The following is a 13,391-nucleotide window of genomic DNA, read 5'->3' on the forward strand; positions in this document are numbered from 1 at the left end:
GGCGGCGTAGGCCTCGGCATGGATGTAAGAGATTTCCTTGAGCTTGAGCGCGCCTTCCATGGCGATGGGATAGTGCACACCGCGCCCCAGGAACAATGCGTGGTGCTTGTCCACGAAACGCTCGGAGAGCTGGCGAATTTCCTCGCTCAGCTCCAACACCTTCTGGATGCGCCCCGGCAATTGTTCCAGTTCTTCCACCAAGCTCCTTTCCTTCTCGGCCGTCAATCCGTGCCGGCGCGCGAGCGCGATGGTGAGCAGCAACAGGGCGGTGAGCTGGGTGACAAAGGCCTTGGTCGAGGCGACACCAATTTCCGGGCCGGCGCGGGTAAGCAGCGTTAGTTCCGATTCGCGCACCAGTGAACTCTCCGGCACGTTACAGATAGCCAGCGAATGGCCGTAGCCGAGTTTCTTGGTCTGTTGCAGCGCCGCCAGCGTGTCGGCGGTTTCACCCGACTGCGAGATGGTCACCACCAGCGTGTCGGGCTGCACCACGTGCTTGCGGTAGCGATACTCGCTGGCAATCTCGACGTTGCACGGCAAGCCGGCAAGGCTCTCGATCCAGTAGCGAGCCACCGATCCGGCGTGAAAGCTGGTGCCGCAGGCGATGATCTGCACGGCCTTGGTGTTGTCGAAGATCTGTCCGGCGGTGACACCGAAGGCCTCTTCGAGAATGCGATGCTTGCCGAGGCGTCCTTCGAGGGTGTCGGAAACCGCTTTCGGCTGTTCGAAAATTTCCTTCTCGGTGAAGTTGCGATACTGACCGCGATCCACGGCGTCGGCCGAGGCCTCGGACACGCGCACCGGGCGTTCGACCTTCTTGCCGCTCGCGTCGTAAATGCTGTACTCGGTACGGCGCAGGTCGACGACATCGCCTTCCTCGAGATAAATCACGTTGTGCGTCACCGGCGCCAGCGCCAACACGTCGGAGCCGATGAAATGCTCCTCGATGCCAACCCCGACCACCAGCGGGCTGCCCTTGCGCGCCGCTATTAGGCGGTGCGGCTGGTCGCGGCTGATGATCCCCAGCGCATAGGCTCCTTCAAGTTCATTAATCGCGGCCATCGCTGCCTTGCATAAATCCTTCTGCTTCTTCAGATGGTGATGTACGAGGTGCGCGACCACTTCGGTGTCGGTCTGGGAGGTGAATTCGTAACCCAGTTCTTGCAGCTTTTTCCGCAGTTTTTCGTGGTTTTCGATGATGCCGTTGTGCACCACGGCGATGACGCCGTTGCTGACATGCGGGTGAGCGTTGTCCTCGCTCGGCACGCCATGCGTGGCCCAGCGGGTGTGAGCGATGCCGGTCTGGCCCTCGGTCTTAAGCTGCTGGATAGATTCCTCGAGCGCTTTGACCTTGCCAATCGCGCGTACGCGATCCAAACGTTGCGTGCTGCCATCGCCGAGCACGGCAAGGCCGGCCGAGTCGTAACCACGGTATTCGAGGCGCTTCAGTCCCTCGATCAGGATCGGAACCACGTTACGCTGCGCGACCGCGCCGACAATGCCACACATTTTCTAAATCCAGTTATAAATGATTAGTGGGTAGTGATAAGTGCAAGGATTCTTTTCATAAACTTCTCACTTTTCACTTGTCACTTTTTACTTTTTTTACCGGCCGCTTCCAGCCGGGCTTGGTCGTCTGCGGCGCGCGCGTGAGCGTCAACTCGCCGGCCGGTGCTTCTTTGGTTATCACTGAACCAGCACCGATAGTCGCATTCGCGCCCACGGTCACCGGGGCCACCAGCGCCGTGTTCGAACCGACGAAGACATTGTCACCGATCACGGTGCGGTGTTTGTTAGCGCCGTCGTAGTTGCAGGTGATGGTGCCGGCACCGATGTTGACGCCGCTGCCAATCGTGGTGTCGCCGATGTAGCTCAGGTGATTCATTTTGCTGCCTTCGCCGACCTCGGATTTTTTTACCTCGACAAAGTTGCCGACATGCACGTGCGCCGCCAGCTTCGTCTCGGGACGCAAGCGCGCGAAGGGGCCGATGCGGCAGTCGGCGCCGATGTCGGCCTGCTCGATCACGCAATTGGGATGAATAACCGTGCCGCTCCCTACAGTGCTGTCGCGGATGACGTTGTTCGGGCCCACCTGCACCCGATCGCCGAGCGTTACCTTGCCCTCGAAGATGACGTTCACGTCGATCACCACGTCGCGCCCACAGATGAGTTCACCGCGCACATCGAGGCGCGCGGGATCGCGCAGGGTCACACCCTGCTGCATGAGCTTTTCCGCCTGCTTTTTTTGGTGCATGCGCTCCAACTGGGCGAGTTCCGGTTTGCTGTTGACCCCGAGGATTTCCGCGATGTCGCGGGGGGCGCGGGTGGCAATCGCCACCTTTTCCGCCACCGCCAGAGAAATTATATCAGTCAGATAGTACTCGCCCTGGGCGTTGTGATTCTTGAGGCCGGCCAGCCATTTTCTGAGTTTTCCCGCGGGGGCGGCCAAAAATCCGGTGTTGACCTCGCGCACGGCGGCCTCTTTGGGGCTGGCATCCTTGCTCTCCACAATCCGGGTCACCTGGCCATCCTTGTCGCGCAGGATGCGCCCGTAGCCCGCAGGATCAGGTAGTTCGGCCGTCAGCAAGGCCAGGCCGTTGCCGGCGGCGGATAGCAACTCCTGGAGGGTCTGCGGGCGGATCAGGGGCACATCGCCGTAGAGCACGAGCACGGTGGCCTGCTCGGTGACCTGGGGCAGGGCCTGGGCCACGGCATGACCGGTGCCTTTTTGCTCGGTCTGGTGCGCCCATTTGATCCCGGACTCTGGAAATGCCTCGCGCACCTGCTCGCCGCCATGGCCGTAAACCACGTGGATTGCGGCCGGTTTCAGGGTGCGCGCCGTATCGAGCACATGTCCCAGCAGCGGTTTGCCCGCCAGGCCGTGCAGCACCTTGGGCATGTCGGAATACATGCGCTTGCCCTGACCGGCGGCGAGGATGACGATTTCGAGGGGGGCGGACATGGTCAGGGCGTGGCCTTCATCATATCCGTTAACTATAGGAAATAGGCGGGCGTGCGGGGTTACTGCAGTATCGGCAGATCGCTGACGGGGCGGCCGTTGCGAATTTCCTCGGGGGTGGCGTCGCGAATATCCTTCACCGTCACCTCGAAGCTGACGATCTGGCCGGCCAGCGGGTGGTTGGCGTCCACCGTGATCTTGTCACCCTCTATGCGCGTCACCGTCAACATGATGCTCTCGCCCTTGGCATTCTGCGCCTCGAACTCGGCGCCGATGCGGCGCAGCTCGGGCGGCGCGCTTTCGATATCGTCGGTGAAGCTGAGCTTCGGATCACGATCACCGAAGGCATCGGCTGGAGTCATTTGCACCGAAACGCGGTCACCGACTACGCGTCCTTCCAGGGCCTGTTCGATCTTGGGAAACAGATCGGCGCCGGAGCCGTGCACGTAGGCGATCGGCAGATCACGATACTCGAACATTTCCCCCTTCTCATTGCGCACGACGTAAATGAGGGAAATGACTTTGTTTTTGGCAACGACAGCGGTCATAAACGGAAGGGGGGTGAACGGACACCGCTTACTTGCGGGTGCGCTCGCGCAGTTTCTGGATGGCGCGCAGCTGCGCGATAGCTTCGGCCAATTCGGCCTGGGCTTTGGCGTAGTCGATGTCGGTTTTGCGGTTGCGCATCGCCTCCTCAGCGCGTTCCTTGGCCTTGAGCGCGGCTGCCTCGTCGAGGTCGCGGGCGCGCTGCGCCGTGTCAGCCAGCACGGTAACGACGTGCGGCTGCACTTCCAGCAGACCGCCGGAGACATAGAACGACAGGTCTTCATTACCACTGCGCACACGTACTTCGCCCGGCTTCATGCGCGCCAGCAGCGGCGCGTGCCGTGGCAGAATGCCAACCTCGCCAGTCACGAGCGGGGCAAACACCATTTCCGCCGTGCCGGAGTAGATTTCCTTCTCGGCGGAAACGATATCGACGTGTATGGTCATGGTCATAATCTTGAAATTAATTTTTCACCGCAGAGAGCGCGGAGAACGCGGAGAATTTCAGAATTTTAAAACCTCTACGCACTCTGCGTCCTCTGCGGTAAACACTCTTATAAAGTCTTCGCTTTCTCGGCCACTTCGTCAATGGAACCGACCATGTAGAAGGCCTGCTCCGGATAGCTGTCGTATTCGCCGTCGACGATGCCGCGGAAGCCGCGGATGGTGTCCTTGAGCGACACGAACTTGCCGGGCGTGCCGGTGAACACCTCGGCCACGAAAAACGGCTGCGACAGGAAGCGCTGAATTTTGCGCGCGCGCGATACCGCGAGCTTGTCGTCTTCGGACAGTTCGTCCATGCCCAGAATGGCGATGATGTCCTGCAATTCCTTGTAGCGCTGCAGCGTGGCCTGCACGTCGCGCGTGGTGCGGTAATGCTCCTCACCGATGATGTGGGGGTCGACTTGGCGGCTGGTCGAATCCAGCGGATCCACGGCCGGGTAAATACCGAGCTCGGCAACCTGACGCGACAACACCACCGTGGCATCGAGATGCGAGAAGGTCGTCGCCGGCGACGGATCGGTCAGATCGTCCGCGGGTACGTACACCGCCTGCACCGAGGTGATCGAGCCCTTCTTCGTGGAGGTGATGCGTTCCTGCAGGATGCCCATTTCGTAGGCCAGCGTTGGCTGATAACCCACGGCCGAGGGCATGCGTCCCAGCAGCGCCGAGACTTCGGTACCGGCCAGGGTGTAACGGTAGATGTTGTCGATGAACATCAGCACGTCGCGACCTTCATCGCGGAAATTTTCCGCGATGGTCAGACCGGTGAGCGCCACGCGCAGGCGGTTGCCCGGCGGCTCGTTCATTTGTCCGTACACCAGCGCCACCTTGTCGAGCACGCCGCCTTCCTTCATTTCATGATAGAAGTCATTGCCTTCGCGGGTACGCTCACCGACGCCGGCGAACACCGAATAACCGGAATGCTCCATGGCGATGTTGCGAATGAGCTCCATCATGTTCACGGTCTTGCCCACGCCAGCGCCGCCGAACAGGCCGATCTTGCCGCCCTTGGCGAACGGGCAGATGAGGTCGATGACCTTGATGCCGGTCTCGAGCAGTTCCGCGCTCGGGGCCTGATCCTCGTACGTGGGCGCGGCGCGGTGAATGGGCATGCGTTTTTCTTCGCCGATCGGGCCCTTTTCATCGATGGGGTTGCCGAGCACGTCCATGATGCGGCCCAGGGTCTTGATGCCGACCGGCACCTGGATCGGCGCGCCGGTATTGGCCACGTCGAGGCCGCGTTGCAGGCCGTCGGTCGTGCCCATGGCGATGCAGCGCACCACGCCGTCGCCGAGCTGCTGCTGCACCTCGAGCGTCAATCCGGCCTTTGCCTGGGTGAGCGCGTCGTAGACCTTGGGCATCGACTCGCGCGGAAATTCCACGTCCACGACCGCGCCAATGATTTGCACAATTTTTCCGTTAGCCATCTTTCAATGCCTCAAAAGTAAATTCGTTATACCGCCGCGGCGCCGCCCACGATCTCGGCGATTTCCTGCGTGATCGCCGCCTGGCGCGCCTTGTTGTAGCGCAGCTTCAATTCGTCGATCAGGCCGCCGGCGTTGTCGCTGGCCGATTTCATGGCCACCATGCGCGCCGATTGCTCACTCGCCATGTTCTCGATCACACCGTGGTACACCAGCGATTCAATGTAGCGCGTCAGCAGGTCGTCCAGCACATCCTTGGCGTCCGGCTCGTAGAGGTAGTCCCAGTGGTGCTCAAGCTGCTTGCCCTCCAACTCCGAGGGCGGCAGCGGCAGCAATTGTTCGACCGTGGGTTTCTGCGACATGGTGTTCACGAACTGGTTGTAGATCAGGTACAGGCGGTCGAGCTCACCCTTGGTGTAGGCGTCCAGCATGACCTTGACCGTGCCGATGAGGTCTTCGAGGCGCGGCGTGTCGCCGAGGTGCGAGGTGTGTGAGACGATGTTGGAGCCGAGGCGCTTCATGAAATTGAAGCCCTTGCCGCCGATGGTGCATATCTCAATGGTGGTTTTTTTCTGCGCCCACTCTTTCATGGTTGCCAGCACGCCGCGCAGCAGATTGGTATTGAGGCCGCCGCACAGGCCGCGGTCCGAGGTGATGACGATGAAGCCGACGCGCTTGGCCTCGCGCTCAACCACAAACGGATGCTTGTACTCGGGGTGCGCGTAATGCAGATGGGTAATAACGTTGCGAATCTTGGTGGCGTAGGGGCGCGCCGCCTGCATGCGCTCCTGGGCCTTGCGCATCTTGCTGGCCGCAACCATCTCCATCGCACGCGTGATCTTCTGCGTGTTCTGGATCGACTTGATCTGCTTGCGTATCTCTTTGCCGACAGCCATCGTATGAAGTCAGTGATAAGTTTTAAGTGATTAGTGATGAGTTGTGGTCATTGCAGCTTTTATTGACTTTTCACTCATCACTCATAGTTTATAACTGTCTTTTTGATTACCAAGTGTGATTGGTCTTGAAATCGGTGATGACCTTGCGCAGTTGCGCCGCCAACTCGTCCGAGTACTCCGGCTTCTGGTTGATGCTTTCCATCAGCGGGCCGTGCTGCGACTTCAGGTGCGATTGCAGCGCGTCCTCGAAGGCACGCACTTTCTTCACGTCCACGTCGTCAAGGAAGCCCTCGTTGACGGCGAACAGCGACACCGCCATCTGCGCCACCGACATGGGCGAATATTGCAGCTGCTTCATGAGTTCAGTGATGCGCTGGCCGCGGTCAAGCTGCTTACGCGTGGTGGCATCGAGGTCGGAGGCAAACTGGGCGAAGGCCGCGAGCTCGCGGTACTGCGCCAGCGCCAGGCGCACGCCGCCGCCGAGCTTCTTGACGATTTTGGTCTGGGCCGCGCCGCCGACGCGCGATACCGAGAGCCCCGCGTTGATCGCGGGCCGGATGCCGGCGTTGAACAGGTCGGTGTCGAGGTAAATCTGGCCGTCGGTGATCGAGATCACGTTGGTCGGCACGAAGGCCGACACGTCGCCGGCCTGGGTTTCAATGATCGGCAGGGCCGTGAGCGAGCCGGTCTTGCCCGTGACCTTGCCGCCGGTGATCTTGGCGACGTGCTCGGCGTTCACGCGCGAAGCGCGCTCGAGCAGGCGTGAATGCAGATAGAACACGTCACCCGGATAGGCTTCGCGGCCCGGCGGGCGGCGCAGCAGCAGCGAGATCTGGCGATAGGCCCAGGCCTGCTTGGTAAGATCGTCGTAAATAATCAGCGCGTCGCGTCCGCTGTCGCGGAAGTGCTCGCCCATCGAACAGCCGGCGTAGGGCGCGAGGTAGAGCATGGCGGCGGATTCGGCGGCGGTCGCCGCCACCACGATGGTGTGGCCCATGGCGCCATGCTCTTCGAGCTTGCGCACCACGCCGGCCACCGACGAGGCCTTCTGGCCGATGGCGACATAGATGCAGACCACGCCCGTGCCCTTCTGGTTGATGATGGTGTCGATCGCCACCGCGGTCTTGCCGGTCTGGCGGTCGCCGATGATGAGCTCGCGCTGGCCACGTCCGATCGGCACCATCGAGTCGATGGATTTCAGACCGGTCTGCACCGGCTGCGAAACCGACTGGCGCTGAATCACGCCCGGGGCAATTTTCTCGATCGGCGCAGACTGCTTGGTCTTGATGGGGCCGCGGCCGTCGACCGGCGCGCCCAGCGCATTCACCACACGCCCGATGAGCTCGTCGCCCACCGGCACTTCCATGATGCGTCCGGTGCACTTGACGGTGTCACCTTCCGTGATGTGCGTGTACTCGCCCATGATCACCGCGCCCACCGAGTCGCGCTCGAGGTTGAGGGCGAGGCCGTAAGTGTTACCGGGGAATTCGATCATCTCGCCCTGCATGACGTCGGACAGGCCGTGCACACGGCAGATGCCGTCGGTAAGCCCGACCACGGTGCCTTCGGTGCGGGCCTGGGCCTTGGCTTCGAATTTCTCGATGCGCGATTTGATCAGGCTGCTGATTTCGGATGGATTCAGTTGCATGGGTGCATCCCCAAAGTGTCAAAATAATTTTTTAACCACGGATGAATGCGGATAAACACAGATAAATATCAATTCATCGTTTCTTAATCTGTGTTCATCTGTGTGCATCTGTGGTTCCAGATTCATTGCTAATAACTCATGTGGGTGGCGAGGTCCGCGAGCCGTCCGCGCACCGAGCCATCTATCACGAGGTCGCCGGCGCGGATCACGATCCCGCCCATCAGTGTCTTGTCTAACTGCGCAGTAATAATTACTTCGCGTCCCAGCTTGCGCTTCAGCGCCGCGCTGAGGGATTTCAGTTGTTCCGGTTCCAGCGTGAACGCGGAGGTCACGGTTACTTCGACGCGTGCCTCGGCATCGGCTTTGAGTGACTCATACTGCGCGACGATCTCGGGCAGCAGGTTCAGGCGGCGGTTTTCCACCAACAGGCGGACAAAATTCGCGCCTGCTTCGTCCAAATGTTTCCCACACACGTCCAAAAACAGATCGCGAAAGCGCGCGCGGTCCACGCGTGGGTCGCTCGCGAGACGCTGGATGTTTTCATCGGCCGCGATCGCGGTGACCAGGGCCAGCATCTCGGACCATGGTTTCAGCGCGCTGCGCGCCTGCGCCAATTCGAACACGGCTTCGGCGTAGGGGCGGGCGAGGGTCTGTTTTTCAGCCATTTCAGCGCTGTTCCTACAGTTGTTTAATCACAGTTTCGAGCAGCCTGGCGTGGGCCTTGGCGTCCACTTCCTTTTCGAGGATGCGCGCGGCGCCCGCCACGGCCAGTTCGGACACGGCGACGCGCAACTGTTCTTTCGCGCGGTTCACTTCCTGCTCGATGCCCGCACGCGCGGCGGCGACGATACGATCGGCCTCGGCCTTGGCGGCTTCCTTGGCCTCGTCCGCAATTTCGGAGGCGCGCTTATCAGCCAGCGCGATAACCTCGGCGGCATCCTGCTTGGCCTTTTTGATGGTTTCGAGCGCCTTCTTCTCGCCCAGCTCCAGTTCGCGCCGGCCCTTCTCGCCGGCGGCCAGGCCGTCGGCGATGTTTTTCTTGCGGTCATCGAGCGCGCGCGTCAGCGGCGGCCAGATGAACTTCATGCAGAACCAAACAAACAGGAAAAACGCGATGGACTGCCCGATCAAGGTTGCCGTGATATTCATGCCTCTACTCCGTAGCAGCGGGTGTTAGCCACCGACAACCGCGAACAGGATGTACATGGAGATACCGACGGCGATCATCGGCACCGCGTCCACCAAACCCATGACGATGAAGAATTGGGTGCGCAGCGTCGGGATCAGTTCCGGCTGGCGTGCCACACCTTCGAGAAAGCGACCGCCGAGAATACCGATGCCGATGGCGGCGCCGAGCGCGCCGAGGCCCATCATGATGGCGCCGGCGATATACAGCAGGGATTGTTCCATTGTTTTCTCCTATCGAAATTGCAAAATTAAAAAAATCTAAAATGGCTATTTTTGTACAAGCGTGCCTTCACTTAATGATGCTCCTGATGCGCCATGTCGAGATAGACGATGGTGAGCGTCATGAAGATGAACGCCTGCAGCGTAATAATCAGGATATGAAAAATGGCCCAGCCAATCTGCAGCAGCGCGGCGAAGGAGCCGAGCAGCCAGCTCGCGCCGTACATGACGGCAATCAGGATGAAAATCATCTCGCCCGCGTACATGTTGCCGAACAGTCGCAGTGACAACGATATCGGCTTGGCGATGAGATTCACGGTTTCGAGGAACAGATTGACCGGCAGGAACAGGATCTTCATGGGCAGCGATTGCGCCTGGAACGGCTGCATGGTGAGTTCGCCGAAAAAGCCGCCAATACCTTTGATCTTGACGCTGTAGAACAGCACCAGCGCGAACACGGACAGCGCCATGCCGAAAGTGATGTTCGGATCGGTGCTCGGCACCAGCTTGAAGAAATGCAGCCCGGCCGATTTCGCCGCTGCCGGACCATGATCGATCGCCAACAGGTCCATGAAGTTCATCAGAAACACCCATACAAAAATGGTGAGCGCCAGTGGTGCGACCAGGGCGTTACGCCCGGTGAAAGAACCACGCACGGTACCGTCAATGAACTCCACGATCCACTCGACGAAATTTTGCAGGCCACCCGGAACGCCGCTGGTCGCACGTTTGGCGGCGGTCCGGAACAGGAAAATAAACAGGAAACCGAGCAACACCGACATGCCGAGGCTGTCGAGGTTGAGCGACCAGAAGCCCATTTCCTTGGCCTGCTCGGCGCTGTGGGCGAGCCCCCACGTGCCATCGGGGAGCCGGCCGAAGGTCAGGTTCTGGAGATGATGCTTGATGTATTCTGACGAGGTCAGCGTTTCGCCCGTCATGGTTTGGTTATCCCGCTAATCAAAATTTGTTCATCCGGTTTTCAAGCGCTATTAGCGGCTGCGCATCTCCGCCAGAAACCCGAACTGGGCCACGGCGAAAGCCACGATCAATGGCAACGGTGCCAGCCTGATCACACCCATCCCCAGACCCAGAAACAGCATCGCCGCGCCATAGCGCGTGATCGCGTTTGCAAAGAGAGAGCCCAGACCGGTAGAGCGCAAGACACCGCGACCCAACCAACCGCTCAACAACATCGCTACCGCGCCGCCATACAGTGCCGACAAAAAATCGTACCGGCCGCGGGCAATACCAAAGCCGGCGACAACCAGCAGCGTCAGCAAGGCCTGGAACAATAAGACCCGGCGCACCCCTTTGCGCAGCTGTTCTGCGGCAAAGATCATGCGAGCACCATGCGGTAGCGTGTTTTAACCCTGGAAACGGTGGAAAAACGGCCTTTTCAAAGGCGGCGAAGTATAAAGACAGCCCCAAGGAGGGTCAATATCGCCCGACTGAATCCGGTTATTGCCGGATGTGACAAGGGAACTATCCGAGTTTGGGCGCACCAGCGCCCGTGCCGGTCAACTAGGGCTTGTCGGAAGGTTTGTCCACGTCCGGAAGGCCGGCCGGCGGGGCTTCCGCTGCGGGTGCCGGCTCTCTGGGTGCGGGTGCCGGTTCAGCCGGAGGAGATGTTGCTGTAGACGGTGATTTTTGCGCGGCCGGTTCCTGCGAAAGCTTCTGCGCCGCATCAATCTCCTCCGGCTTCATGCCGGACTTGATCTGGTCACGACGCTTGGCCGCCAGCACATTGCCCTGATCCGCGGCGCGCAAATACCAGGCCAGTGCGGTGGCATGATTTTTCGGCATGTTGTAACCGAACTCGTAGAGGATGCCCATTTCCAGCTGCGCGTCGGCGTTGCCGCGTTCCGCGGCGGCGTGCATCTGCTCGAGCGACGGTGAATCCTGCGCTCCCGCGAGAAGGGGTGCGCTCAAGCCGAGGATCAAAATTACGATTGCCGGTTTCATCAGCCTTCCCTTGCCTGTTCCGAAATGTCTCTTCTAGTTATAGACGCCGTTTCAAGGGGATAGCAAGTGGCGCTGGCCGAGTTTCCGACGACCAGAAGCCATCTCAAAAACGTCGCGAGCGGCCGTCAGCCGGGGGAGACCGGGGCGCAGGAACCGGAGTGTACACGGCAGTACATGAGGGCGAGAGCGAAATAGGCGAAGCACCGCTTCGCCCGCTCGCAGCGCCCGCCGCCTGCCAGCGACGGGCCGGATCGCCGCAGGCGGCCAAGCACCGCTCGACCCCGGATCACGGCCGCGCAGCAGGTTTTGAGATGGCTTCAGCGGATATGGGCCAGAATGCCGTCCAGCTCTTCCAGGGTGTTGTATTCGATCAGCAGCCGGCCCTTGCCCTTGGCGCTGTGCTGGAAGCGTACTTTGGTGCCCAATTTTTCCGAAAGCCGCTGCGCCAGCGCACGGGTATCGGCGTCCATGCGGCTGCCGGAGGATTTGTGCCCGGCGGGGCTGGCCAGCAACCGACGCACGAGATTTTCGGTCTCGCGTACCGATAGGCCCTTATCCACCACCTGGTGCGCCGCCTGGCTCTGGTGTTTGCCATCGAGGGCGAGCAGGGCGCGCGCGTGTCCCATGTCCATTTTGCCGGTTTCGAGCAGCTCACGCACGTCGGCATTGAGCGTCAGCAGGCGCAGCAAGTTGGTGACGGCCGCGCGTGAACGGCCCACGGCCTCGGCCACTTGTTGGTGCGTCATGTGGAATTCGTTGATCAGGCGCGTGAAGGCGTTGGCCTCCTCGACCGGACTCAGATTCTCGCGCTGGATGTTTTCGATCAGCGCGATGGCGATGGCGGCCTCGTCGGAGATCTTGCGCACCACGGCCGGTACCGATTCGAGCCCGGCCAGTTGTGCGGCGCGCCAGCGGCGTTCGCCGGCAATGATTTCATAGCTGCCGGGGGACAGCAGGCGCGCCACGATCGGTTGCACCACACCTTGAACCTTGATTGAGGCAGCGAGCTCTTCGAGCGCTTCAGGGTTCATGTGTGTGCGCGGCTGATATTTGCCGCGTTGCAACTGGTCGATGGGAATCTGGCGCAGCTCGTCTTTCTCGCTCGACGTCTCGTAGGAGCCCAGCAGGGCGTCGAGCCCGCGCCCGAGGCGCTGTGGTTTTCTGGTGGTGGTCGCGCTCATGGTCTTTTTATCCCCTCCTGATAATTACTTTCTCAAGCTACTTTTTGCCGCCGCAGCATCCCCGCACCTTGCTCAAGCCGCCGCGACTTCTTCTTCGCGGCGCAGCATCTCGCCGGCCAGTGCCAGGTAGGCCTGCGCGCCCTTGGACTGCATGTCATAGGCGATCACCGGCATGCCGTGTGACGGTGCCTCCGCCAGACGAATGTTGCGCGGGATGACAGTGCGATAAAGTTTGTCGCCGAAGTGCTGTTTCAACTGCGCCGAAACTTCGTTGTCGAGATTGTTACGCGGATCGTACATGGTGCGCAACAGTCCCTCGATCTCCAGCTGTGGATTCAGCGTTTCGCGAATTTTGCGAATCGTGTTGAGCAGGGCCGTGAGTCCTTCGAGCGCGTAGTACTCGCACTGCATCGGGATCATCACCGATTGCGCTGCCACCAGCGCATTGACTGTCAGCAGGTTCAACGCCGGCGGGCAATCTATCAATATGTAATCGTATTGCGTGCGTGCATTTTCGATCGCGTCGCGCAGACGGCGTTCGCGACGCTCCAGCTCGATCAGCTCCACTTCGGCGCCGGACAGCTGGCTGTTGGCGGGCACCAGGTCGTAACCGCCCTCGACCGTCACGCGTGCGGCCTCGATCGGCTCCAGACCGATCAGGACTTCGTAGGTGGTAACACGATTGGCCTGTTTGTTGACGCCGCTGCCCATGGTGGCGTTGCCCTGCGGGTCGATGTCGATCAGCATCACGCGCCGGCGCGTCTTGGCCAGCGAGGCGGCGAGGTTAATGCTCGTGGTGGTCTTGCCGACCCCGCCTTTCTGATTGGTGATGGCTACGACCTTGCCCATCGGGCACTTGCTCCT

General features: G+C 60.6%; 15 protein-coding genes and 1 other RNA gene. All 16 read right to left on the reverse strand.

The window, feature by feature from the left end; translation table 11 throughout:
* Positions 1 to 1,509 (reverse strand): glutamine--fructose-6-phosphate transaminase (isomerizing) (gene glmS / locus NUV55_RS00635; RefSeq protein WP_296669460.1); only part of this gene is annotated, 1,509 nt, incomplete at its 3' end.
* Positions 1,510 to 1,582: 73 nt separating this feature from the next.
* Positions 1,583 to 2,962 (reverse strand): bifunctional UDP-N-acetylglucosamine diphosphorylase/glucosamine-1-phosphate N-acetyltransferase GlmU, encoded by a 1,380-nt coding sequence (gene glmU / locus NUV55_RS00640; protein WP_296669461.1) that lies wholly within the window; start codon positions 2,960 to 2,962, stop codon positions 1,583 to 1,585.
* 59 nt (positions 2,963 to 3,021) lie between these two features.
* Positions 3,022 to 3,507, reverse strand: coding sequence for a hypothetical protein (locus tag NUV55_RS00645; protein ID WP_296669463.1), 486 nt, complete (start codon positions 3,505 to 3,507; stop codon positions 3,022 to 3,024).
* 28 nt (positions 3,508 to 3,535) lie between these two features.
* Positions 3,536 to 3,958, reverse strand: coding sequence for a F0F1 ATP synthase subunit epsilon (locus tag NUV55_RS00650; protein WP_367280308.1), 423 nt, complete (start codon positions 3,956 to 3,958; stop codon positions 3,536 to 3,538).
* A gap of 101 nt (positions 3,959 to 4,059) precedes the next feature.
* Positions 4,060 to 5,436 carry a F0F1 ATP synthase subunit beta gene (gene atpD, locus NUV55_RS00655; RefSeq protein ID WP_296669466.1) on the reverse strand — a complete coding sequence of 459 codons (1,377 nt, stop codon included), beginning with the start codon at positions 5,434 to 5,436 and terminating at the stop codon, positions 4,060 to 4,062.
* A gap of 26 nt (positions 5,437 to 5,462) precedes the next feature.
* Entirely contained in the window at positions 5,463 to 6,329 is an 867-nt protein-coding gene (gene atpG, locus NUV55_RS00660; protein ID WP_296669468.1) for a F0F1 ATP synthase subunit gamma, read from the reverse strand.
* Positions 6,330 to 6,435: 106 nt separating this feature from the next.
* A complete protein-coding gene (atpA, locus tag NUV55_RS00665; RefSeq protein WP_296669470.1) occupies positions 6,436 to 7,977 on the reverse strand; it encodes a F0F1 ATP synthase subunit alpha in 1,542 nt (513 codons plus the stop codon).
* A 128-nt stretch (positions 7,978 to 8,105) separates the two neighbouring features.
* Positions 8,106 to 8,642 (reverse strand): F0F1 ATP synthase subunit delta, encoded by a 537-nt coding sequence (locus tag NUV55_RS00670; RefSeq protein ID WP_296669471.1) that lies wholly within the window; start codon positions 8,640 to 8,642, stop codon positions 8,106 to 8,108.
* Between the two features lie 13 nt (positions 8,643 to 8,655).
* Positions 8,656 to 9,126 carry a F0F1 ATP synthase subunit B gene (locus NUV55_RS00675; protein ID WP_296669473.1) on the reverse strand — a complete coding sequence of 157 codons (471 nt, stop codon included), beginning with the start codon at positions 9,124 to 9,126 and terminating at the stop codon, positions 8,656 to 8,658.
* A gap of 24 nt (positions 9,127 to 9,150) precedes the next feature.
* Entirely contained in the window at positions 9,151 to 9,387 is a 237-nt protein-coding gene (atpE, locus tag NUV55_RS00680; protein ID WP_296669475.1) for a F0F1 ATP synthase subunit C, read from the reverse strand.
* A 71-nt stretch (positions 9,388 to 9,458) separates the two neighbouring features.
* Positions 9,459 to 10,322: a F0F1 ATP synthase subunit A gene (gene atpB / locus NUV55_RS00685; protein ID WP_296669477.1), complete on the reverse strand. Its 864-nt coding sequence runs from the start codon at positions 10,320 to 10,322 to the stop codon at positions 9,459 to 9,461.
* Between the two features lie 51 nt (positions 10,323 to 10,373).
* On the reverse strand, positions 10,374 to 10,724 hold the full coding sequence (locus NUV55_RS00690) for a hypothetical protein (protein ID WP_296669478.1): 351 nt from the start codon (positions 10,722 to 10,724) through the stop codon (positions 10,374 to 10,376).
* Between the two features lie 181 nt (positions 10,725 to 10,905).
* Positions 10,906 to 11,346, reverse strand: coding sequence for a tetratricopeptide repeat protein (locus NUV55_RS00695; protein WP_296669480.1), 441 nt, complete (start codon positions 11,344 to 11,346; stop codon positions 10,906 to 10,908).
* Between the two features lie 100 nt (positions 11,347 to 11,446).
* Positions 11,447 to 11,522, reverse strand: a non-coding RNA gene (locus NUV55_RS00700) — sX9 sRNA.
* Positions 11,523 to 11,663: 141 nt separating this feature from the next.
* Entirely contained in the window at positions 11,664 to 12,527 is an 864-nt protein-coding gene (locus NUV55_RS00705) for a ParB/RepB/Spo0J family partition protein (RefSeq protein WP_296669481.1), read from the reverse strand.
* 72 nt (positions 12,528 to 12,599) lie between these two features.
* Complete coding sequence (locus NUV55_RS00710) at positions 12,600 to 13,376, reverse strand: ParA family protein (RefSeq protein ID WP_296669483.1); 777 nt, start codon at positions 13,374 to 13,376, stop codon at positions 12,600 to 12,602.
* Between the last annotated feature and the right edge of the window lie 15 nt (positions 13,377 to 13,391).

The sequence above is a fragment of the Sulfuricaulis sp. genome, assembly GCF_024653915.1.
GTDB lineage: Bacteria > Pseudomonadota > Gammaproteobacteria > Acidiferrobacterales > Sulfurifustaceae > Sulfuricaulis.

What these genes read in the sequence shown, in the direction of transcription:
- glmU (WP_296669461.1), bottom strand. Translation starts at nt 2,962, where the DNA reads ATGTCCGCCCCCCTCGAAATCGTCATCCTCGCCGCCGGTCAGGGCAAG.
- NUV55_RS00645 (WP_296669463.1), bottom strand. Translation starts at nt 3,507, where the DNA reads ATGACCGCTGTCGTTGCCAAAAACAAAGTCATTTCCCTCATTTACGTC.
- NUV55_RS00650 (WP_367280308.1), bottom strand. Translation starts at nt 3,958, where the DNA reads ATGACCATGACCATACACGTCGATATCGTTTCCGCCGAGAAGGAAATC.
- atpD (WP_296669466.1), bottom strand. Translation starts at nt 5,436, where the DNA reads ATGGCTAACGGAAAAATTGTGCAAATCATTGGCGCGGTCGTGGACGTG.
- atpG (WP_296669468.1), bottom strand. Translation starts at nt 6,329, where the DNA reads ATGGCTGTCGGCAAAGAGATACGCAAGCAGATCAAGTCGATCCAGAAC.
- atpA (WP_296669470.1), bottom strand. Translation starts at nt 7,977, where the DNA reads ATGCAACTGAATCCATCCGAAATCAGCAGCCTGATCAAATCGCGCATC.
- NUV55_RS00670 (WP_296669471.1), bottom strand. Translation starts at nt 8,642, where the DNA reads ATGGCTGAAAAACAGACCCTCGCCCGCCCCTACGCCGAAGCCGTGTTC.
- NUV55_RS00675 (WP_296669473.1), bottom strand. Translation starts at nt 9,126, where the DNA reads ATGAATATCACGGCAACCTTGATCGGGCAGTCCATCGCGTTTTTCCTG.
- atpE (WP_296669475.1), bottom strand. Translation starts at nt 9,387, where the DNA reads ATGGAACAATCCCTGCTGTATATCGCCGGCGCCATCATGATGGGCCTC.
- atpB (WP_296669477.1), bottom strand. Translation starts at nt 10,322, where the DNA reads ATGACGGGCGAAACGCTGACCTCGTCAGAATACATCAAGCATCATCTC.
- NUV55_RS00690 (WP_296669478.1), bottom strand. Translation starts at nt 10,724, where the DNA reads ATGATCTTTGCCGCAGAACAGCTGCGCAAAGGGGTGCGCCGGGTCTTA.
- NUV55_RS00695 (WP_296669480.1), bottom strand. Translation starts at nt 11,346, where the DNA reads ATGAAACCGGCAATCGTAATTTTGATCCTCGGCTTGAGCGCACCCCTT.
- NUV55_RS00705 (WP_296669481.1), bottom strand. Translation starts at nt 12,527, where the DNA reads ATGAGCGCGACCACCACCAGAAAACCACAGCGCCTCGGGCGCGGGCTC.
- NUV55_RS00710 (WP_296669483.1), bottom strand. Translation starts at nt 13,376, where the DNA reads ATGGGCAAGGTCGTAGCCATCACCAATCAGAAAGGCGGGGTCGGCAAG.